The organism is Frigoribacterium sp. CFBP9029 (assembly GCF_034045305.1).
In the GTDB taxonomy this organism is placed as follows: Bacteria; Actinomycetota; Actinomycetes; order Actinomycetales; family Microbacteriaceae; genus Frigoribacterium.
This window is the reverse complement of record NZ_JAXCWB010000020.1, coordinates 1-19,258: the sequence shown is the minus strand read 5'-3', so window position 1 is coordinate 19,258 and position 19,258 is coordinate 1. Positions and strand designations below refer to the sequence as shown.

The 19,258-nt window shown below is 70.9% G+C and carries 17 protein-coding genes; 12 read left to right on the top strand and 5 right to left on the bottom strand.

Features of this window, described 5'->3' with window-relative positions:
• Positions 1-424: GtrA family protein (locus tag SOM11_RS14765; RefSeq protein ID WP_320478516.1), on the bottom strand; the 424-nt coding region annotated here is incomplete at its 3' end.
• A gap of 294 nt (positions 425-718) precedes the next feature.
• On the opposite strand from SOM11_RS14765, the gene SOM11_RS14760 reads away from it, so the two are divergent.
• Entirely contained in the window at positions 719-2,320 is a 1,602-nt protein-coding gene (locus SOM11_RS14760; protein WP_320478515.1) for a hypothetical protein, read from the top strand.
• On the opposite strand, the gene SOM11_RS14755 is transcribed toward SOM11_RS14760, so the two are convergent.
• Entirely contained in the window at positions 2,313-3,299 is a 987-nt protein-coding gene (locus SOM11_RS14755; protein ID WP_320478514.1) for a cation diffusion facilitator family transporter, read from the bottom strand. The two genes, SOM11_RS14760 and SOM11_RS14755, sit on opposite strands and share 8 nt — an antisense overlap.
• Before the next feature lie 276 nt (positions 3,300-3,575).
• Between SOM11_RS14755 and ileS the strand changes: the two genes are divergently transcribed.
• From ileS to ndk, 4 genes are all read left to right on the top strand, one after another.
• Positions 3,576-6,857, top strand: a complete 3,282-nt coding sequence (gene ileS, locus SOM11_RS14750; protein ID WP_320478513.1) for an isoleucine--tRNA ligase — start codon at positions 3,576-3,578, stop codon at positions 6,855-6,857.
• On the top strand, positions 6,854-8,254 hold the full coding sequence (locus tag SOM11_RS14745; RefSeq protein WP_243215319.1) for a bifunctional folylpolyglutamate synthase/dihydrofolate synthase: 1,401 nt from the start codon (positions 6,854-6,856) through the stop codon (positions 8,252-8,254). The genes ileS and SOM11_RS14745 overlap by 4 nt, the downstream gene beginning before the upstream one ends.
• Positions 8,251-8,664 carry a DUF4233 domain-containing protein gene (locus SOM11_RS14740; RefSeq protein WP_243215318.1) on the top strand — a complete coding sequence of 138 codons (414 nt, stop codon included), beginning with the start codon at positions 8,251-8,253 and terminating at the stop codon, positions 8,662-8,664. Before SOM11_RS14745 ends, SOM11_RS14740 begins: the two co-directional genes overlap by 4 nt.
• Positions 8,665-8,753: 89 nt before the next feature.
• On the top strand, positions 8,754-9,170 hold the full coding sequence (gene ndk / locus SOM11_RS14735) for a nucleoside-diphosphate kinase (protein WP_243215317.1): 417 nt from the start codon (positions 8,754-8,756) through the stop codon (positions 9,168-9,170).
• Positions 9,171-9,260: 90 nt separating this feature from the next.
• On the opposite strand, the gene SOM11_RS14730 is transcribed toward ndk, so the two are convergent.
• Entirely contained in the window at positions 9,261-10,181 is a 921-nt protein-coding gene (locus tag SOM11_RS14730; RefSeq protein WP_320478512.1) for a DsbA family protein, read from the bottom strand.
• A 73-nt stretch (positions 10,182-10,254) separates the two neighbouring features.
• Positions 10,255-10,884 carry a vitamin K epoxide reductase family protein gene (locus SOM11_RS14725; RefSeq protein ID WP_320478511.1) on the bottom strand — a complete coding sequence of 210 codons (630 nt, stop codon included), beginning with the start codon at positions 10,882-10,884 and terminating at the stop codon, positions 10,255-10,257.
• Positions 10,885-11,283: 399 nt separating this feature from the next.
• On the opposite strand from SOM11_RS14725, the gene SOM11_RS14720 reads away from it, so the two are divergent.
• Genes SOM11_RS14720 through SOM11_RS14700 form a run of 5 tightly spaced genes read left to right on the top strand, consistent with a single transcriptional unit; the run spans position 11,284 to position 18,283 of the window.
• Positions 11,284-14,193: an Rne/Rng family ribonuclease gene (locus SOM11_RS14720; protein WP_414655473.1), complete on the top strand. Its 2,910-nt coding sequence runs from the start codon at positions 11,284-11,286 to the stop codon at positions 14,191-14,193.
• 18 nt (positions 14,194-14,211) lie between these two features.
• Positions 14,212-14,976 carry a hypothetical protein gene (locus SOM11_RS14715; RefSeq protein ID WP_320478510.1) on the top strand — a complete coding sequence of 255 codons (765 nt, stop codon included), beginning with the start codon at positions 14,212-14,214 and terminating at the stop codon, positions 14,974-14,976.
• Positions 14,973-16,025: a permease gene (locus SOM11_RS14710; protein ID WP_320478509.1), complete on the top strand. Its 1,053-nt coding sequence runs from the start codon at positions 14,973-14,975 to the stop codon at positions 16,023-16,025. The genes SOM11_RS14715 and SOM11_RS14710 overlap by 4 nt, the downstream gene beginning before the upstream one ends.
• Before the next feature lie 55 nt (positions 16,026-16,080).
• Positions 16,081-16,872 (top strand): TIGR03943 family putative permease subunit, encoded by a 792-nt coding sequence (locus SOM11_RS14705; RefSeq protein ID WP_320478508.1) that lies wholly within the window; start codon positions 16,081-16,083, stop codon positions 16,870-16,872.
• The gene (locus SOM11_RS14700) at positions 16,853-18,283 is read left to right on the top strand and encodes a hypothetical protein (RefSeq protein ID WP_320478507.1); all 1,431 of its coding nucleotides are present in this window, start codon (positions 16,853-16,855) and stop codon (positions 18,281-18,283) included. Before SOM11_RS14705 ends, SOM11_RS14700 begins: the two co-directional genes overlap by 20 nt.
• A 25-nt stretch (positions 18,284-18,308) precedes the next feature.
• Here SOM11_RS14700 and SOM11_RS14695 read toward each other — a convergent pair whose 3' ends face one another.
• Positions 18,309-18,587, bottom strand: a complete 279-nt coding sequence (locus SOM11_RS14695; RefSeq protein ID WP_192060013.1) for a DUF4031 domain-containing protein — start codon at positions 18,585-18,587, stop codon at positions 18,309-18,311.
• A gap of 199 nt (positions 18,588-18,786) precedes the next feature.
• Here SOM11_RS14695 and rplU point away from each other — a divergent pair, with 199 nt between their 5' ends.
• Complete coding sequence (gene rplU / locus SOM11_RS14690; RefSeq protein ID WP_192060015.1) at positions 18,787-19,095, top strand: 50S ribosomal protein L21; 309 nt, start codon at positions 18,787-18,789, stop codon at positions 19,093-19,095.
• 12 nt (positions 19,096-19,107) lie between these two features.
• A partial coding sequence (locus tag SOM11_RS14685; protein WP_320478517.1) for a 50S ribosomal protein L27 occupies positions 19,108-19,258 on the top strand: 151 nt, incomplete at its 3' end.

Below are 19,258 nucleotides of genomic sequence, written 5' to 3'. Positions count from 1 at the left end.
TCATGGCCCAGTAGCGGAACACCATGGCGATGAGCGTGCCGATGATCGGGCCGCTGATGAAGTCCGCCACCTCCTGCGTGGCGAACGACACGTTCGGCACGCCGAGGCCGAAGCCGTAGCGCGAGAGGTAGAGGGGGGCCGAGTTCAGACCGATGCCCACGATGCTGACCGCCGTGAACAGGAGCATCTCGTGCGCCGTGTGGCGGTCACCGCGATCGTCGAACGACCACTTCTTGTTCATCCAGTACGACACGACGGTCGCGACGATCGTGCCGACGGCGAGGGCCGTGACCGGGTGCTGCGGGATGACGAAGAGCTTCAGGCCGTAGTTGATCACCATGGTGATGACGAACCCGATGCCGCCGACCACGAGGAACCGGATGGCTGAGGGGTTGGCCCTGGCCAACCGGATCACTGAACGCACGAGCATCACGGTAGACGCCGGCGCCTCCGTCCACCTGACAGACCCGCCAACGGACAGACGACTCGTGCGATCCGATGGACGCTCGCCACACCATCGGAGGCCCGGTGTCGTCCGTCGAGATGACGGAACCTCAATCGTTCGGATGACATCGGGTGACGAAACGATCACGGCCGCACGACCGGCCGCCTCGACTCCGTACGGTGAGGTCACACGGTCGACTTGAGGCCGTCTCGCGGGGCCCGGGGGTGGGTCGAGAGCACCGCGTCGAGCTCGGCCCACGCGAAAGAGATCACCATGAAGAACACCCTGTCGGCCGCCGTCGCGCTGCCGACCGCCGTCGTCATCGCCCTGGGGGGACTTCTGATCGGCGTGCCCGCGGCCTCCGCCGCTCCGGCCCCGACGGAGCAGAGCGTCGGGCTCGCGCGACCCGCCGACGGGACGGTCGTCGACGGGACGGTCGTCGACGGGACCGTTGCCGACGAGGCCGCGTCTCCGGCGCCGACCGTCGGAGCCGACCCCGTCGACGGCGCGCCGGTACCCGGCGAGGCACCGGTCGAGGATGTCCCCGCCGATCAGCCCGGCTCCGGCGCTCCTGTGGAGACTCCCGTCGCGGTCGAGCCCACGGCGCCCGGCTCGGACGTCGTCGCCAACCCGTCCGCATCCCCCTCGCCGGCCGCTCCGCCGGCCGTCGAAGCCGCCGCGGCCCCCGGCTTCACCGTGACCAGCCCCCTGGTCGGACAGCGGCTGACCTCCGCCGGCGTCCGCCTCGAGGCGTCGGTGCCGACGGGGAGCACGGTCCGCTGGAGCATCTCCGACGGACAGAGCGGCCTGTCGCAGGTCGCCGACGGAGCGTTCTCCGAAGCGATCTCCCTCGACGGATCCACGGCGGCGGTCACGTACACCGTCGTGCTGCAGGTCTCGGGTGCGGACGGGGTCGACCTCGGCACCATCGATCGCGAGTTCGTCGTCGCCGGGCTCCCCACGAGCTCCGCACCGACGATCTCCACGCCCGGCGAGGGCGGCCGCGTCGAGGGACGACCTTACGAGTCGGGGGACTACGAGACGGGTGCGATCGACGTGACCGGAACGGGCACGCCCGGCTCCGTCATCGACATCGACCTGCTCGCGATCGTCCCGGCGACTCCCTGGGGATACGACGACGAGCCGCCGGTGGTGGCCGCCGACGGGACGTGGAGCGACGAGGTCTTCATGCCCTACGGCCAGTGGAGCATCTCCGCACGTCAGGGCGCGTTCGATGCGGACGGCTTCGCGACCACGCTCCCGTCCCGTGAGGCCTCGGTCGTCGTGAGCGTGCTCCGTCGCGTCGATCTCCTGCCCGCGGCTCCGGTCGTCACCTCGCCCGCGCAGGGCGGCACGGTGGTCGGTCGGCCCGATCGCAGCCAGGGGCACGACGGCTCGCAGCTCTTCACCATCGCAGGCACGGGCACCCCGGGCACGGTCATCGCCCTCTACGGGTTCTTCCCCGAGGGGCGCGCCGCGATCGACCGCTACGCGGCGGCGGCCCGGGGCGAAGGGGAAGGCGGCGGCGAAGGGGAGTTCGAGCCGCTCATCGCGGGCATCGACCCGACGATCGTCGGGGCCGACGGCACCTGGTCCATGACGGAGAGCCTGAAGCCGGGCACCTACTCGTTCGCCGTCTTCACGCTGTTCGACAACCCCGACCAATCGTTCATGTCGGGTCCGAGCAACGTCGTGACCTTCACCCTGGTCGCCCCGACGGCCGTCGTGGCCACCTCCTCGACCTCCGGCACGTCGGCACTGGCCTACACGGGCGCCGAGGGATCGGGCCCGCTGTCGGTCGCTGCGCTGGTCGTGATCGGTCTCGGTCTCGTCGCCGTCGGATACGCGCGTCGCCGAACGCGTCGCCTCAGCTGATCGGCAGGAGGCTCGGCTCGTCGGGCGTCGACAGGGTGAGCACCGCCTCCTCGACCGCGTCGTGCTCCTCGAGCTCCCGCTCGACGCGACGGAGGGCCACGGCGACGTGCCCCTCCGTCTCGTCGCCCGATATGTCGACCGCCGCGACCAGGTAGAGACGCCCCGGACCGACGAACTCGGTGTGCAGGTAGGTCACCCGGGCGATCTCGGGGCGGTCGAGCAGACGCGCGAGCACGATCGACTCGAGCTCGTCGCTCGGGCTCTCGCCGACCAGGAACCTCCTGTTGCGGTCGACCAGCACGAGGGCGACGACCCCGAGCAGCACGCCCACCGCGATCGAGCCGACGGCGTCGAACACTGCTGAACCGGTGATCTGGTGCAGGAGGATGCCGAGGAACGCGATCACCAGGCCGACGAGCGCGGCGGCGTCCTCGGCGAAGACGGCGCGCAACGTCGGGTTCGAGCTGCGCAGCACGAACCGGAGGGTCGGCTGGCTGCGGTCGCGAGCGCTGCCTCGGGCCTGACGGAGGGCCTGCAAGAAGGAGGTGCCCTCGAGCACGAAGGCCACTCCGAGCACGATGTAGTTGACCAGGTAGTCCTCGGCCGCCTCGGCGGCGCCCAGCTGCGAGATGCCGTGCTGGATCGAGACGACGGCGCCGACCGTGAAGAGCCCGAAGGCCGCGAACATCGACCAGACGTAGGTCTCCTTGCCGTAGCCGAGAGGGTGCGAGGCGTCGCGTCGCCTCACCCCTCGCTTGTCGGCGATGAAGAGGAACACCTCGTTGCCGGTGTCGGCCCACGAGTGCGCCGACTCGGCCACCATCGAGGCCGACCCCGTGAGAAGAGCCGCCACCGTCTTCGCGACGGCGATCAGCAGGTTCGCTACGAACGCGACCAGCACGGTGGTGAAGCTCTCCGGCTTCGCCGTGCCCTCGGGCTGCGCGGTGCTCTGGGGGTCGGCGGTGCTCTCGGCGGTCATGATCTCGATTCTGCACTCTCTGCAGATGATCGCGCCGCGCCTCCTCGCCTTGTACGATGGACCCGCTGTGATCCGGCCATCACCGGGGAGCTCTCGGCAGAACGCGTCGACCGGCCCGTCAGGGCACGAGGCGTCAGTAGACCCGAGCGGGGCAGGCCCGTCACAGCCGCAGCAGAGCGGTCGCCCGCAGGGGCGGCAAGCGGGGTGGTACCGCGCCGACCGAGAACCCTCGGCAGGCGTCCTCGTGAACGGACATCCGCACCACCTGGAGTTCCCATGGCCTACCAGCCGGTACCCGCATCGCCCCGATTCCCCGACGTCGAACAGGGGATCCTCGCGTTCTGGAAGGGCGACGACACCTTCCGCGAGTCGATCCGCGCCCGCGAGGGCTGCGACGAGTGGGTCTTCTACGACGGCCCGCCCTTCGCCAACGGGCTGCCGCACTACGGCCACCTCCTGACGGGCTACGCCAAAGACGTGTTCCCGAGGTACCAGACGATGCGCGGCAAGCAGGTGCACCGTCGCTTCGGCTGGGACACCCACGGTCTGCCCGCCGAGCTCGAGGCGATGCGGCAGCTCGGCATCACCGAGAAGCACGAGATCGACGACATGGGCATCGGCGCCTTCAACGCGGCCGCCCGCAGCTCGGTGCTGAAGTACACCGACGAGTGGCAGGGCTACGTGACCCGCCAGGCGCGCTGGGTCGACTTCGACGACGACTACAAGACCCTCGACTCCACCTTCATGGAGAGCGTGATCTGGGCCTTCAAGCAGCTGCACGAGAAGTCGCTGGCCTACGAGGGCTTTCGGGTGCTGCCCTACTGCTGGCACGACCAGACGCCGCTGTCGAACCACGAGCTGCGGATGGACGACGACGTCTACAAGATGCGTCAAGACCAGACGGTCACGGTCTCGTTCCCCCTCGTCGGGGCGAAGGCCGAGGCTCTCGGGCTGACCGGCGTCGAGGCGCTCGCCTGGACGACGACCCCCTGGACCCTCCCGACGAACATGGCCCTCGCGGTCGGCCCGTCGATCGACTACGTGACCGTGCCCCACGCCCTTCTGCCCGGCGAGCGCACCGGCGACCAGCAGCTGCTGACCGGCAGCGTGTTCCTGCTCGCGGCCGACACCCTCGCCGCCTACTCGCGCGACCTCGGCTACGACTCGCCCGAGGCCGCCCAGGCCGCCGTCAGCGCGACCTTCGCCGGGGCGGAGCTCGAGGGCGTCGAGTACGACCGCATCTGGGACGTCTACGCCGACACCGAGACCTACGGCACCGAGAACGCCTGGCGCGTGCTCGTCGCCGACTACGTCGCGACCGGCGAGGGCACGGGCATCGTGCATCAGGCGCCCGCCTACGGCGAGGACGACCAGCAGGTCTGCGCCGCCGCCGGCATCCCCGTGCTGGTCTCCGTCGACGACGCGGGCCGGTTCCTGCCGCTGTTCGACGAGCTCGGCGTCGCGGGTCAGCAGGTGTTCGACGCCAACAAGACCCTCGTGCAGCGTCTCCGTGCCGACGGCCGCCTCGTCCGTCTCGCGAGCTACGAGCACAGCTACCCGCACTGCTGGCGCTGCCGCAACCCGCTCATCTACAAGGCCGTGTCGAGCTGGTTCGTCCGCGTGACCGAGTTCCGCGACCGCATGAGCGAGCTCAACCAGCAGATCACCTGGGTGCCCGAGAACGTCAAGGACGGTCAGTTCGGCAAGTGGGTGGGCGGCGCCCGCGACTGGTCGATCTCGCGCAACCGCTACTGGGGCTCGCCCATCCCGGTCTGGAAGAGCGACGACCCGGCCCACCCCCGGGTGGACGTCTACGGCTCGTTCGCCGAGCTCGAGGCCGACTTCGGTCGTCTGCCGCTCAACGAGCAGGGCGAGCCCGATCTGCACCGCCCCTACATCGACGACCTCACCCGTCCGAACCCCGACGACCCCACCGGTCAGAGCACGATGCGTCGCATCGACGACGTCTTCGACGTCTGGTTCGACTCTGGCTCGATGCCCTTCGCGCAGGTGCACTACCCGTTCGAGAATCAGAGCTGGTTCGAGACGCACGCCCCGGCCGACTTCGTGGTCGAGTACATCGGCCAGACGCGCGGCTGGTTCTACGTGATGCACGCGCTGTCGACGGCGCTCTTCGACCGGCCCGCCTTCTCGAAGGTCATCAGCCACGGCATCGTGCTCGGCTCCGACGGTCAGAAGATGTCGAAGAGCCTCCGCAACTACCCCGACGTCAACGAGGTCTTCGATCGCGACGGCGCCGACGCCATGCGGTGGTTCCTGATGTCGAGCTCGGTGATCCGCGGCGGCAATCTCGTCGTGACCGAAGAGGGCATCCGCGAGGGCGTCCGGCAGTTCCTCCTCCCGCTCTGGAGCACGTACTACTTCTTCACCCTCTACGCGAACGCGGCGGACGCCGACGGTTCAGGAGGCGCGGGTCGCCACGTCGCCGACGGGTACGTCGCGAAGTGGCGCACCGATTCGAGCGACGTGCTCGACCGCTACCTGCTGGCGAAGACGCGCCTCCTCGTCACCGACGTCGAGCGGCACCTGGACGCGCTCGACTCGCCTCTCGCGGCGGCGGCGCTCCGCGACTTCGCCGACGTGCTGACCAACTGGTACGTGCGCCGCTCGCGCGACCGCTTCTGGTCGGGCGACGACCACGACGCGTTCGACACGCTGTACACCGTGCTCGAGACGGTCACCCGGGTGGCCGCGCCCCTGGCCCCGCTGGTCGCGGAGGAGATCTGGAAGGGTCTCACGGGGGGTCGCAGCGTGCACCTGACCGACTGGCCGGACGCGTCGGCGTTCCCGGCCGACGACGCCCTGGTCGAGGCCATGGACTCCGTGCGCGAGATCGCCTCGTCGGGTCTCGCTCTCCGCAAGTCGACCGGTCTGCGGGTGCGTCTGCCCCTCGCGCGTCTCACGGTGGTCGCACCCGACCCGGCCGCCCTCGAGCCGTTCGCGTCGATCCTCCGGGACGAGCTGAACGTCAAGTCGGTCGTGCTCACGCCCCTGACCGAAGAGAGCCTCGGCGACTACGGCGTGACCCGCAAGCTGACGGTCAACGCCCGCGCCGCGGGCCCCCGCATCGGCAAGCAGGTGCAGCAGGTCATCCCGGCCGCCAAGAAGGGCGACTGGCAGCCCGTCGGCGAGAACGTCGTCGTGGGCGGCATCGAACTGCTGCCGGGCGAGTTCACGCTCGAGCTGGCGGTCGCCGACGCGGCCGCGGCCATCGCCTTCGTCGGCGACGGCGGCTTCGTGCTGCTCGACACCGCGACGACGCCCGAGCTCGAGGCGGAGGGGCTCGCCCGCGACGTCGTCCGCGCCGTGCAGCAGGCCCGGAAGAACACCGGGCTCGACGTGAGCGACCGCGTGGTGACGACCCTGGGCGTCGACGACGCCGGGGCCGACGCCGTCGAGACCCATCGCGACCTGATCCAGGCCGAGACCCTGACCACCGAGCTCGTGATCGACCGACGGAGCGACCTCGCCGACCGCGTCGACGCCGTCGCCGTCGGCGCGGGCTCGGCCGTGACCGTGGAGGTGCGACGCGCATGACCCCGAAGAAGAGCAAGAACCCCGAGCCCGCCGACGACGGCGGCGAGTTCGCCGCCGAGGCCGCGCGCGTCCACGACGAGCTGCTCGCGCGGGTCGGCGAGCAGGCGCCCGAGCCCCGGCTCGGGGCGACCCGCCGGGCCGCCGAGCTGCTCGGCGACCCGCAGCGCGCCTACCCGGTGATCCACATCACGGGCACGAACGGCAAGACGTCGACCTCGCGGATGATCGAGAGCATCCTCCGCTCGTACGGTCTGCGCACCGGACTGCTGACCAGCCCGCACCTCGTCCGGCTGAACGAGCGCATCATGATCGACGGCGAGCCGATCAGCGACGAGCGTCTCGTCGCCAACTGGGACGACATCCAGCCCTATCTCGCCATGGTCGACGCCGAGCTCGGCGCCGCCGGCGACCAGGCGCTGACGTTCTTCGAGGCGCTCACGGTGCTCGCGTTCGCCTGCTTCGCCGACGCGCCGGCGGACGTCGTCGTGCTCGAGGTGGGCATGGGCGGCGAGTGGGACAGCACGAACGTGGCGGACGGTCAGGTGGCCGTCTTCACGCCCATCGCGCTCGACCACCAGAACCGGCTCGGCTCGACGGTCGAGGCCATCGCCCGCACCAAGTCGGGCATCGTCAAGCCCTCCGCGTCGGTGGTCAGCGCCTCGCAGGTGCCCGAGGCCCTGGCCGAGCTCGAGCGCGCCGTCGAACTGACCGAGTCGACGCTGGCCGTCGAGGGCGTCGGCTTCGGCGTCGAGTCGACGACCGTGGCCGTCGGCGGACAGGTCGTGTCGATCCGCGGTCTCGCGGGGCGGTACCCCGACCTCGTGCTGCCGCTCTTCGGCGACCACCAGGCTCAGAACGCCGCCGTCGCCGTCGCGGCGGTCGAGTCGTTCCTCGGCAGCGGCAGCCAGGCGCTCGACCTCGACGTGCTCTCCGACGGGCTCGCCCAGGTGACCTCGCCGGGTCGACTGCAGATCGTCGCCAACGATCCGACCATCCTGGTCGACGCGGCTCACAACCCCCACGGCGCCCGAGCCCTCGCCAAGGCGATCGAGGCGTACTTCCCGTTCGGTCGCGTCGTCGCCGTCCTCGCCGTGCTGACCGACAAGGACGCGACCGGCATCATCCGGGCGCTGGCGGGCACGGTGCAGCAGTTCGTGGTCACCCAGTCCGACTCCGACCGGTCCGTCCCCGCCGACGAGCTCGCGGCCGTCGCCGTCAAGGTCGTCGGCGCCGACCGGGTCGTCGTCGAGACCGACCTCGCGGCCGCGCTCCGCACCGCCCGCGACCTCGCGGACGAGACCGAGGGCGACCGCCCCGGCGGCGTCGTCGTGACGGGGTCGATCACCCTGGTCGGAGACGTCCTCGCGCTCGCACAGGGCCCGGAGGGGCTCTCATGACCACGGTGCCGCCTCCCGACGGGGGCGCCCCCGCCCCGGGTCGTGCCCGCCGCCGACGCGGTGCGGCCGAGAGCCTGCTCTCGATCGTGCTGGTGCTCGAGGCCATGTCGATGTTCTTCGTCATGCTCGTGGTCAACGGCCGCGATCTGCTGCCCACGGGCGTCGCCTTCGGCGGCGGTCTGGCCGCCATCGTCGTCATGCTGCTCGTCTCGCGCGTGCTGCGCCACCGCTGGGGCATCGTGCTCGGCTGGATCGTGCAGGCGGGTCTCATCGCCTGCGGGCTGCTCGACCCGGTCATGTACGTCGTAGCGGGCGTGTTCGTCGCCCTGTGGACGTACTGCCTGGTGAAGGGCACGCAGCTCGACCGGCTGAACGCGGCGCGCTACGGCGACCCCGCCGGGACGGCCTGACCCGCGCCTCCTCGGCCCTCGCGCCTCGGCCGCGACCCAGCGAGCCGACCCCCCCCGACTTACCCCGTCCCCGACATGAAGGAGCACCTGTGACCGCCCTCGAAGAAACCCTCGTCCTCGTCAAGCCCGACGGCGTGGCCCGCGGCCTGACCGGCGAGATCCTCCGCCGCATCGAGGCGAAGGGCTACGCCCTCGTCGACATCCGACTCGTGCAGGCCGACCGCGACCTGCTCGCCGCCCACTACGAGGAGCACGTCGGCAAGCCGTTCTACGAGCCCCTCGTCGAGTTCATGCAGAGCGGACCCACCGTCGCGATCCGCGTCGCCGGCAACTCGGTCATCGCCGGCTTCCGCTCGCTGGCGGGCACCACCGACCCGACCACCGCAGCACCCGGCACCATCCGCGGCGACCTCGGCCGCGACTGGGGCCTCAAGGTGCAGCAGAACCTCGTGCACGGCAGCGACTCGGCCGAGTCGGCCGCGCGCGAGCTGGCGCTCTGGTTCTGACGACCCCGAGAACGCACCGAGCGTGAACGGACGGGCCCGCGCCTCCTGATCGAGGAGGCGCGGGCCCGTCGTCCGTGCCGGGTGCGGTGGTCAGGGAGTCGGGGTGGCCGTCGACTCGGTGCCGCCGGTCGAGGTGTCCGCCGTGGAGGCGCCGCTCGCGACCTCGGCGACGAACTGCGCGAAGACGGTCGGGTCGGTCAGCGACCCGCCGTACTTCTGCCCGTTGACGAGGATGGTCGGGGTGCCCGTCACCTTCGGCTCGTCGGAGTTCGGCAGCGGGTCGTTCAGCGCCCGCTCGGTGGCCGAGGCGACCCAGTCGTCGAACTCGCCGCCGGTGATGCAGCCGGCGATGCCCGGGTCGTCGGCGCCGGCCCCCTCGACCAGCGACACCAGCTCGGCGTCGGTCAGCCCGCTGGTGTTCTCGGCGGGCTGCTGAGCGAAGAGGGCCGTGTTGACGTCGAGCGCGGCGTCGGGCTGGTAGTTCGCGACGCAGGCGAACGCGTTGGCCGACCGGGTCGAGTACTTGGTGCCGAGCGAGGCGTTGTCGAGGAACCCCAGGGGGTGGATCTCGAGGTCGACGTCGCCCTGCGAGACCCAGGTCGTCAGTTGCTCGGCGTTGGCGGTGTCGAACTGACCGCAGTAGGGGCACAGGTAGTCGAGGTACACGACGATGCTCGGCTTCTCGGCCGTGCCCGCCGTCGAGGCGACGGGATCGGCGTCGGCCTCGAGCGCGTCGGTCGTGGCTGCCGAGACGCTCGTGCCGTCGCCCGAGAGGACGAGGCCGTCGCTCGCCATGTTGAGCGGACCGGGACCGGCGGGTGCGAGCGACCGGGTGATCACCAGGGCGATGACCCCGATGACGGCGAGCACCCCGACGACCAGACCGCCCTGGGCGAACCACCTGTTGCGACGGCGGCGTCTCGCCTCGGTCTCGCGGGTGATCCGCGCCTTCTCGCGCGCGGCGTCACGACGCTCGCGCTTGGTGTCTCCGGTGCCGGGTGACGGCGTCATCGCTCCTCGATTCTCGTTCGGGTACCGGCGAGTCTCGCTCGCGCGTCGAAGAGGAGGCTGAGAGCGGAGCGGGTCAGAAGAGCGTCGACAGCAGCAGGGGGAACTGCACCACGATCACGGTCGCGACGACGATGTAGTTCAGGGCGGGCAGCACCCACGAGTACGGCAGGAGGCGCGCTGCGGCCCTCTGCACGCCGCTGCCCGTCGGAGCGGTGACGCCACGGGCCAGACCCCACACCGTCGTGATCCAGAAGAGCGGGATGGTCACCGACCAGACGAGCATGCACCAGGGGCAGAGCGCGCCGATGACGAAGACCGTCTGGGTGAAGAGCCAGGTGATGAAGACCCAGGCCAGGAACGTGCCGGCCGTGAAGGCGATCCAGAACCAGCGGGCGAACCGCGCACCGGCGAGCAGGGCGACGCCGACCGCGATCGGGGCGACGAAGCCGATCAGGCCGATGATCGGGTTGGGGAACCCGAACAGCGACGCCTGGGCGCTCTCGATGACGGGGGAGCAGCCGACGAAGGGATTGACGTCGCAGCCGAGCGCCTCGGTCGGGTTCTCGAGCAGTCGGAACTTGTCGAGCGTCAGGGCGAAGGCGCCCATCAGTCCGACGACGCCCGCGACGATCAGCAGGACGGCCGTCACGACGGGCGTCCGGCCGGTGGGGAGGGTGCGCGGTGGGGTCTGCGAGGTCGTCACATCGGGAATCATTCCACGCTCCGATGGGTGGTCACGGGCTGAGCATGCGATAATCGCTTCAGTCGCAGGGTGACAGCCTCGCGATCGAGACTTGCCGGGCCGTGTCGACCCCGCGATCCCCTCCGGGGCGATCGTGCGGGTGCGACGGAAACCGGGCCGGGGCGCAGTCGCCCCTCGTCGGATGGCCAGTTCCGAACAGCAACGAAGAACCGCACGACGACGAACGACACGACGGCCGCGATCGCAGAGACGATCGGCCCCGTGACCGAACGCCGCGTGACCGACACCGCGCGTCGTGAGAGGACGCGGTGACCGGGGCAGGCGCAGGGCGCCGCCCGATCACGACATGAGACCACCCGCCGACGGCTCGACCTCGGCGGGGCGAGGAGCGCACCACCCGTGGTGAACAACAGAGACGACACCAGCAACGAGACCGGTCCGAAGAAGCGACGCGGCCTGTTCAGCGGGCTCCGCGCCCGCCAGGCCGCCGCACCGGTGGAGCGACGCGCCCTGGCGGCCTCGCCGCCCGCCGACGACAGCACCCTCCGGACCACCCGACGAGACGACGCCCAGGAGGCATCAGCCGTGACCAACGAGAACGAGGTCCCGGTGCAGCCGGCGACCACCCAGCCCGAGACCACGACCGACACCCCGATCGAGTCCCTGGTCGACCCGACCGCGGTCGACGACCCCACCGAGACCACCCCGGTCGAGCGCGCCGACGCGGCCGTCGCCGCGGCGGAGGCGGTGCGCCAGAGCGAAGAGGCCCCGTCGTCGCCCATCCCGGCGCAGCTGACGACCACCAGCCTGATCTTCCACGCCCCGGAGATCGTGCCGCTGCCGGCACGACCCGGTCGACGTCGGTCCGACCGCGACGACGAGGGCTACGACGACGCGGACGAGTCCGACGACGACGGCTACGACGGCGACGACGAGCCGCAGCAGCCGAGTTCGCGCCGCCGGTCGCGTGGCCGCTCGCACGACCGCGAGGAGCGCGACTCCGAGCAGCGTCAGCAGTCCGACCGCGCCCCGCGCGAGCGCCCGCAGCGCCAGGCCGAGCTCATCACCGAGCCGCAGCGCATCAAGGGCTCGACCCGTCTCGAGGCCAAGAAGCAGCGTCGCCGCGATGGTCGCGACGCCGGTCGCCGCCGCACGGTCATCACCGAGGCCGAGTTCCTCGCCCGTCGCGAGTCCGTCGACCGCAAGATGATCGTCCGCTCGTCGGGCGACCGCATCGAGATCGGCGTGATGGAGGACGGCACGCTCGCCGAGCACTACGTCGCCAAGGCGCAGAACGTGTCGCTGATCGGCAACGTCTACCTCGGACGCGTGCAGAACGTGCTCCCCTCGATGGAGGCCGCGTTCGTCGACATCGGACGCGGGCGCAACGCCGTGCTCTACTCCGGCGAGGTCGACTGGGACAGCCTCTCGAACGGCAACCAGCCCCGCCGCATCGAGCTGGCCCTCAAACCCGGCGACCGCGTGCTCGTCCAGGTCACCAAAGACCCGGTCGGCCACAAGGGCGCCCGCCTCACCAGCCAGATCTCGCTGCCCGGCCGCTACCTGGTCTACGTGCCCAACGGCTCGATGAACGGCATCAGCCGCAAGTTGCCCGACACCGAGCGCGCCCGCCTGAAGAAGATCCTCAAAGAGGCCCTGCCGGAGAACACCGGCGTCATCGTGCGCACCGCCGCCGAGGGCGCCACCGAAGAGCAGCTGACCCTCGACGTCAAGCGCCTGCTGAACCAGTGGGCCGATATCGAGAAGAAGGTCGAGGTCGGCAACGCGCCGAACCAGCTGCACTCCGAGCCCGACCTGCTGATCAAGATCGTCCGCGATGTCTTCAACGAGGACTTCCACGAGATGGTCATCGACGGCGACGAGGCGTTCGACACCCTGCAGTCGTACCTCGCGGCGGTCGCGCCCGACCTGATGGACCGCGTCAAGCGCTACGAGGGCGAGAAGGACGCCTTCGACGAGTACCGCCTCAACGAGCAGATCGAGAAGGCGCTCGACCGCAAGGTCTGGCTGCCCTCCGGCGGCTCGCTGGTCATCGACCGCACCGAGGCCATGACCGTCGTCGACGTCAACACCGGCAAGTTCGTGGGCTCGGGCGGCAACCTCGAAGAGACCGTCACGAAGAACAACCTCGAGGCGGCCGAAGAGATCGTCCGCCAGCTGCGTCTGCGCGACATCGGCGGCATCATCGTCGTCGACTTCATCGACATGGTGCTCGAGTCGAACCGCGACCTCGTGCTGCGTCGACTGGTCGAGTGCCTGAGCCGCGACCGCACGAAGCACCAGGTGGCCGAGGTCACCTCGCTGGGTCTCGTCCAGATGACGCGCAAGAAGCTGGGCCTCGGTCTGGCCGAGTCGTTCTCCGAGGCCGGCAGCGCCGCTCGCGTCCAGGAGCAGCAGCCGCAGGGTCGGGGCAAGAACGACCAGCAGCGTCGCCGAGGAGGCGCGGCGCAGCCCGCCAAGTCGGGTGGCGGCGGCCAGAACCAGGGCAACGGCGGCGCCGCGGGTCGTGGCGGCTCGGCTGCGCCGGCGGCGTCCGGGCCCTCGACGGGGACCCACGCCATCACCGAGGACGTCAAGAACGCCCTGTCGCGCATCGCGGCGTCGACCATCGCCCACGCCGAGGACGGCGACCGCAGCACCGACTCCGCGACGGAGGCGGCTGCGGCCGTCGAGGCCGCGATCGACGCAGCGGCCTCCGCGGCGGTCACGCCGCCGGCCGGCGACGAGTCGTCCACCGACGACTCGTCGACCTCGGGAGACGAGCCGAAGCGCGGTCGAGGCGCCCGCAAGGGTCGACGCGGCGGACGCGCGTCGTCCCGCGACGAGGCGACGACCTCCGAGTCGTCCGCCGCCTCGCCCGACGAGGCCTCGACCGACGCCGGCTCGTCGCCGATCGTCGAGGTCGACAGCACCGTCCGCGCCACGGTCGTCGTGCCGCCCACCACGGCGCCCGAGCCCCAGGCCCCCGCCGCCGACAAGGTCGAGCGCAGCACCGAGCCCCGCCGGTCGCGGGCCACGGTGTCGACGCCCGACGCGACCGTCGCGATCCTCGACATCCCGGTCGCGACGACCCGACGCGAGCCGCGTCGGATCAGCAAGGACGACGCCGAGCAGCTGCTCGACTCCGTCCTCGGCGCGCTGCCCGAGCCGAAGCAGCCCGGCCAGGGGCGCGGTCGTTCGCGCCGCGCCTCCAGCTCGGGCACGGCACCGGCGTCGGCGCCGACCGCCGCGCCGACCGAGTCGGGCCCGTTCATCCTCGGAGTGGGTGTCAGCTCCGACGACCTCTGAGTCGTCTAGGGTGTCTGCGTGACTCCGACCCAGCCCGGAACCCCGACCGTCAGGTCGAGGTTCCGGGCTGTCGTCGTCTCGACCCGCAGCGCCGAGGGCCGCGAGTCGTTCCTCATCGCCGCGGCCGCTCTCGGCGTGCTGCTCGTCGTCCGTTTCGCACTCGGTCTGCTCGCCCTCGTCGGGTCGGCCATCGGCTTCTCGGCGACGGCCTTCCCGAGCGGTTTCGCGGCGACCCCCGTGGGGCAGTTCCTCGGCGGCTTCGTCCTCTACCCGTTCCCGTTCTACCTGGCCGCCTTCGCCGTCCTCGTGCTCGTGCGGCCGATCAGGGCGCGTGACGGCCTCGACGTCGTGCTGCGCAGCACGCTCGTCGCCGGTCTCGCCGGCACGGCCGCGCTCATCCTGGTGGGCGTCGCGCCGGGCGTGGCGCTGTCGCGGGAGGGCGGCACCTGGGTCAATCTGGCCCTGTACCTGACGACCATCCCGCTGTCGGCGGGCGTGGTCGACACGGCCGTTCTCGTGCTCGGCGGGGTGCTGGCCCGGTCGTGGCTGCGTGGGGGAGACCCCGCATCCCCGACGCACGATGGCGAGAGCGACGCCCTCGCGATCGACCACGAGACGGACGTCGACGCCGATCCATCGGCGGCCGCTCCCGCCGAGGCGGCCCTGCCCGTCGACGGGTCCGCACCGGGGCGGGTCGTCCCGGCCGCGCCCACCGCGCCTCCTTCGTCCGACGACTGGACGCGCTACGCGCCTCCGCCCGCCCGTGACGAGTCCGGCCGGTGACGGCGCCTCTCAGCGAACGCCATCTCGTCGACCACACGGTCGACGGTCCGGTCCGTCGTCGCCGCTCTCCACGCAGCCGTCTGCTCGCCGTCGGCGCGGCCGTCGCGCTCGTCCTCGTCGCCATCCGCCTGGTCACACCGGCCCTCGGCCCCGGCCTCCTGCCGAACACCCTGCAGGACTTCGTCACGCTCACGATCTCGGTCATCGTCGAGTCCATGCCGTTCGTGCTGCTCGGCATCGTCCTGTCGATCGTCGTGCAGGTCTGGCTGCCTCAGGCGTTCTTCACGTCGTGGCTGCCGAAGCGTCCGCTGCCGCGTCGGGCGGTCATCTCGTTCCTCGGGATGTTCCTGCCCGTCTGCGAATGCGGCAACGTGCCCCTGGCCCGTGGTCTCGTGCTCAAGGGCTTCACGGTGTCCGAGTCGATGACCTTCCTCCTCGCGGCGCCGATCCTCAACCCGATCACGATCATCACCACCCACCAGGCGTTCGGCTGGGACGGCGGGATCCTCGTCGCACGTCTCGTCGGCGGTTTCGTGATCGCGAACCTGATCGGCTGGCTGTTCAGCAAGCACCCCGATCCCGAGAGCCTCCTGACCTCGTCGTTCGCGGCCGAGTGCGCCGTCGCCGACGACCACGGTCACGGGGTGAGCCGCCTGTCGCAGAGCGTCGACCTGTTCCGTCGCGAGATGTCGACCATGATGCCGGCGCTCTTCATCGGGGCGGCGATCGCGGGGGCCATCCAGACGGCGGTGCCGCGCTCGGTGCTCGTCACCCTCGGCAGCAACCCCGTCTGGTCGGTGCTGGCCATGATGCTGCTGGCCTTCGTGATCTCGATCTGCTCCAACGTCGACGCCTTCTTCGTCCTGCCCTTCGCCTCGACCTTCATGCCGGGCGGCATCGCCGCGTTCCTCGTCTTCGGGCCGATCATCGACGTCAAGATGCTCGCACTGCTGCGGACGACTTACCGGCCCCGCGTCCTGGCCCAATTGACCCTCGTGGTGGCGCTCACCAGCGCCGCCATCGGACTGGTGGTGAACTTCCTTGCGTGATCGACTCCCGTCCCTGCGACGCTCTCCGGCTCGTCTGGCCGACCGATGGCAGGGCGTGCTCCTGACCCTCGTCGTGGGCGTGGCGACCCTGTGGCTCGCGGCCACGGGGCAGCTCATCCTGTACATCCACCCGCGGTACGTCGTCTTCACGGTCATCATGATCGCCATCGGCATGGTGCTGTCGATCGGCGTGCTCGCGCTCGCCCCCGCCCGGGGCGACGACGACCACGATCACGACCACCCGGGTGGGCACGACCACGACGACGATCCCGCTGCTGCCCTGCGCCCCCGCCGGCCACGGCGTGGTCGCGCCGCGGCCCGCGGCATCGCCGTCGGCGCGGGCGCGCTCGTGACGATCGTCATGGCCGTCGCCCTCGTCGCCCTGCCCCCGGCCACTCTCACCAGCGCCACGGCCGGGCAGCGCGACGTGAACTCGTCGACCGCCGCGCTCGACGGGACGAGCGTCGACGACGCGACGGGCGCCTCCGACGAGACCTACGCGTCGTTCTCGATCCTCGACTGGGCCGGTCTGCTGCGGCAGACCACCGATCTCTCGTTCTACCAGGGCAAGACCGCCGACCTGGTCGGCTTCGTCGTGCCGTCGGGCGACGACCCCGACGTGTTCTACGTGTCGCGGTTCATCATCACCTGCTGCGCCGTCGACGCGCAGCCCGTGGGCGTGCCCGTGTACCTCCCCGACTGGCGCGAGCAGGTCGACGCCGACGACTGGATCGACGTCTCCGGCGGATTCCAGGCGAACCAGAGCGGTGCGACCGACGACCCGATCGCCCTCGTGCCCGACGAACTCGAGAAGGTCGGCCAACCGCGTGACCCCTACCTCTACTGACCGCTGGTCGGCGGAGCGCGAGCGGGCCCACGACGAGGGCGCCGGTCTCGACCAGGCCGACCTCTCGCGACGGCAGGGGCGTCGATTCGTCGCCGTCGTGATCGTGCTCGCGGTCGTCTGCACGATCTTCGGCGTCCTGACCCACCTGCAGGGTCCGAAGCTGACCGAGACGCAGATCGACGAGACCGCCGTGGTGGCGCAGTCGGGTCAGCAGCTGCGCCTGTTCGCCAACCAGGTGCTGGCCCACGTCGACGCCGACCAGGTCGAGGTGTCTCCGGCCGCGCCGCACACCGTCTCGACCTCGGGCGACGTCATCGCGGTGCAGTTCACCGACCGGCTGAGGTACGGCACCGAGTACACCGTGACGGTCGACGGGGTCTCGAGCGTCTACCAGGCCCAGCCGTCGACCCTGACGACGACCTTCAGCACCGCGGCGGCTCAGACCTATCGCATCGTCCACGGGGCGGACGGCGCCGACGACCGCATCGAGCGGGCCCCGCTGACCGGCGGCGCCGATCGCACCATCGTCTACCAGGCCGCGCGCATCCAGGCCTTCGAGGTCTTCGACACGGCGGTCGCGGTCGTGACCGACGACGGCACCACCTCGACGCTCAGCCTGGTCTCTCCCGACGGGGTGGCGGTGGAGACCCTTCCGCTGCCCGACGGCCCGGGGCTGATCACCCGCTTCGGCGCGGACGCCGCTTCGACGACGATCGCCTTCTCGTGGCGGCCGCAGGGCTCCGAGACCGACACCCTGTACACGCTGCCCCTCCAGGGCCAGCGCGCCGTGACCCCGGTGCAGTCCATCGCCGGCGAGCCCATCACCGTGCTCGACTGGTTCTTCGTGCCGGGCCGGGCCACGGTCGTGGTCCAGTCGGCGGACGAGACCGTCGCGGCGTTCGATCTGACCGGCGCCGCGCCTCCTCGGCCCTACGGCACCTTCGTCTCGCTGCAGGGCGTCGCGCTCGACGGCGGCACCTTCGTGGCGGCGACGGCGCTGCAGTCGTCGCGGGTCGACCTCGACACGGGTGAGCAGACGCCGATCCCGTTCTCGGCGGTCGAGGGCGGCACGCCGTTCCGCGGCGAGCTGGTCGCCGTGGGCGAGACGACCTACGTGCAGCAGGTCGCGGTCCCGGCCGCCGACGGGAGCTCGTATCGCAACCTCGTGGTCGTCGACGACCTGAAGGAGGCGCGGGCCCTGTACGAGCCGTCGGCCGTCGGGACGACCATCGAGGGCTTCTCCGTCTCGCCCAACGGGCAGTACCTCGCGGTCGAGACGGCCGAGGCGACGGCGGAGACCGACTTCAGCTACACCATCGATCCCGTGCCGACCACGGTGACGACGACCATCGTCGACATCTCGACGGGCGGCGTGGTGGCGAGCTTCGCGGGGCACTCCACCGCCTGGTGACCGGGTCGGTCGGGCCGTCGGTCCCTCAGGCGGTCAGGCCCCGCTTGACGCGCTGGGACACGCGCAGCCCGCTGCTCTCGAGGCGCCGGGCGAGCTCGAGACCGCTGATCGGACGGGCGCCCGCCTCGATCAGGTCGGCGCAGCGCGAGAGGGGGACGTCGTAGTGATCGTGGTCGAAGCCGCGCCGGGGGATGCCGTTCGCGGCGGCGAAGCGGTGCAACTCGTCGTACGACTCGTCGCTGACGAGGTGGGCCCAGACGGTGTCGTGGGCCGGCCACACGGGGTCGTCGATCAAGATGGTCACAGGCACACGGTAGTCCGAGTGCGTTGACGGCGGCCGAAGCCGCCGTGTAATCTAAGCGGTTGGTACGCATCGGCCCACGACCACGTCGTCGGCCCTCCGCGACGAACGGCCGCCGGGCTCAGGCTCCGCCGTCCGCCACCGCACGAACCGTGCGACGAGGCGGCCCCTCGTACATCCCCTGAGACATTAAGGAACACACATGGTCTACGCAGTCGTGCGCGCCGGTGGTCGGCAAGAGAAGGTCGAGGTCGGCACGATCGTCACCCTCGATCGACTGAAGGCCGACACCGGCGACAGCATCACCCTCGCCCCGGTCCTCCACGTCGACGGCGACACGATCCTCTCGACCGCCGACGCCCTGTCGAAGATCACGGTGACCGCCGAGGTCCTCGGCGATCTGCGCGGCCCGAAGATCGTCATCCAGAACTACAAGAACAAGACCGGGTACAAGCGTCGCATGGGCTTCCGTGCCGACCTCACCCGCGTCAAGATCACCTCGATCAAGTAAGGGGCTCCGCAGATGGCACACAAGAAGGGCGCATCGTCCACCCGTAACGGCCGCGACTCGAACGCTCAGCGCCTCGGCGTCAAGCGCTTCGGCGGCCAGGTCGTCCTCGCCGGCGAGATCATCGTCCGCCAGCGCGGCACCCACTTCCACCCCGGCGCCAACG

Excerpts from the sequence above, each read along its gene's own strand:
- SOM11_RS14760 (WP_320478515.1), top strand. The coding sequence starts at position 719 with ATGAAGAACACCCTGTCGGCCGCCGTCGCGCTGCCGACCGCCGTCGTC.
- SOM11_RS14730 (WP_320478512.1), bottom strand. The coding sequence starts at position 10,181 with ATGACGCCGTCACCCGGCACCGGAGACACCAAGCGCGAGCGTCGTGAC.
- ileS (WP_320478513.1), top strand. The coding sequence starts at position 3,576 with ATGGCCTACCAGCCGGTACCCGCATCGCCCCGATTCCCCGACGTCGAA.
- rplU (WP_192060015.1), top strand. The coding sequence starts at position 18,787 with ATGGTCTACGCAGTCGTGCGCGCCGGTGGTCGGCAAGAGAAGGTCGAG.
- SOM11_RS14745 (WP_243215319.1), top strand. The coding sequence starts at position 6,854 with ATGACCCCGAAGAAGAGCAAGAACCCCGAGCCCGCCGACGACGGCGGC.
- SOM11_RS14740 (WP_243215318.1), top strand. The coding sequence starts at position 8,251 with ATGACCACGGTGCCGCCTCCCGACGGGGGCGCCCCCGCCCCGGGTCGT.
- SOM11_RS14755 (WP_320478514.1), bottom strand. The coding sequence starts at position 3,299 with ATGACCGCCGAGAGCACCGCCGACCCCCAGAGCACCGCGCAGCCCGAG.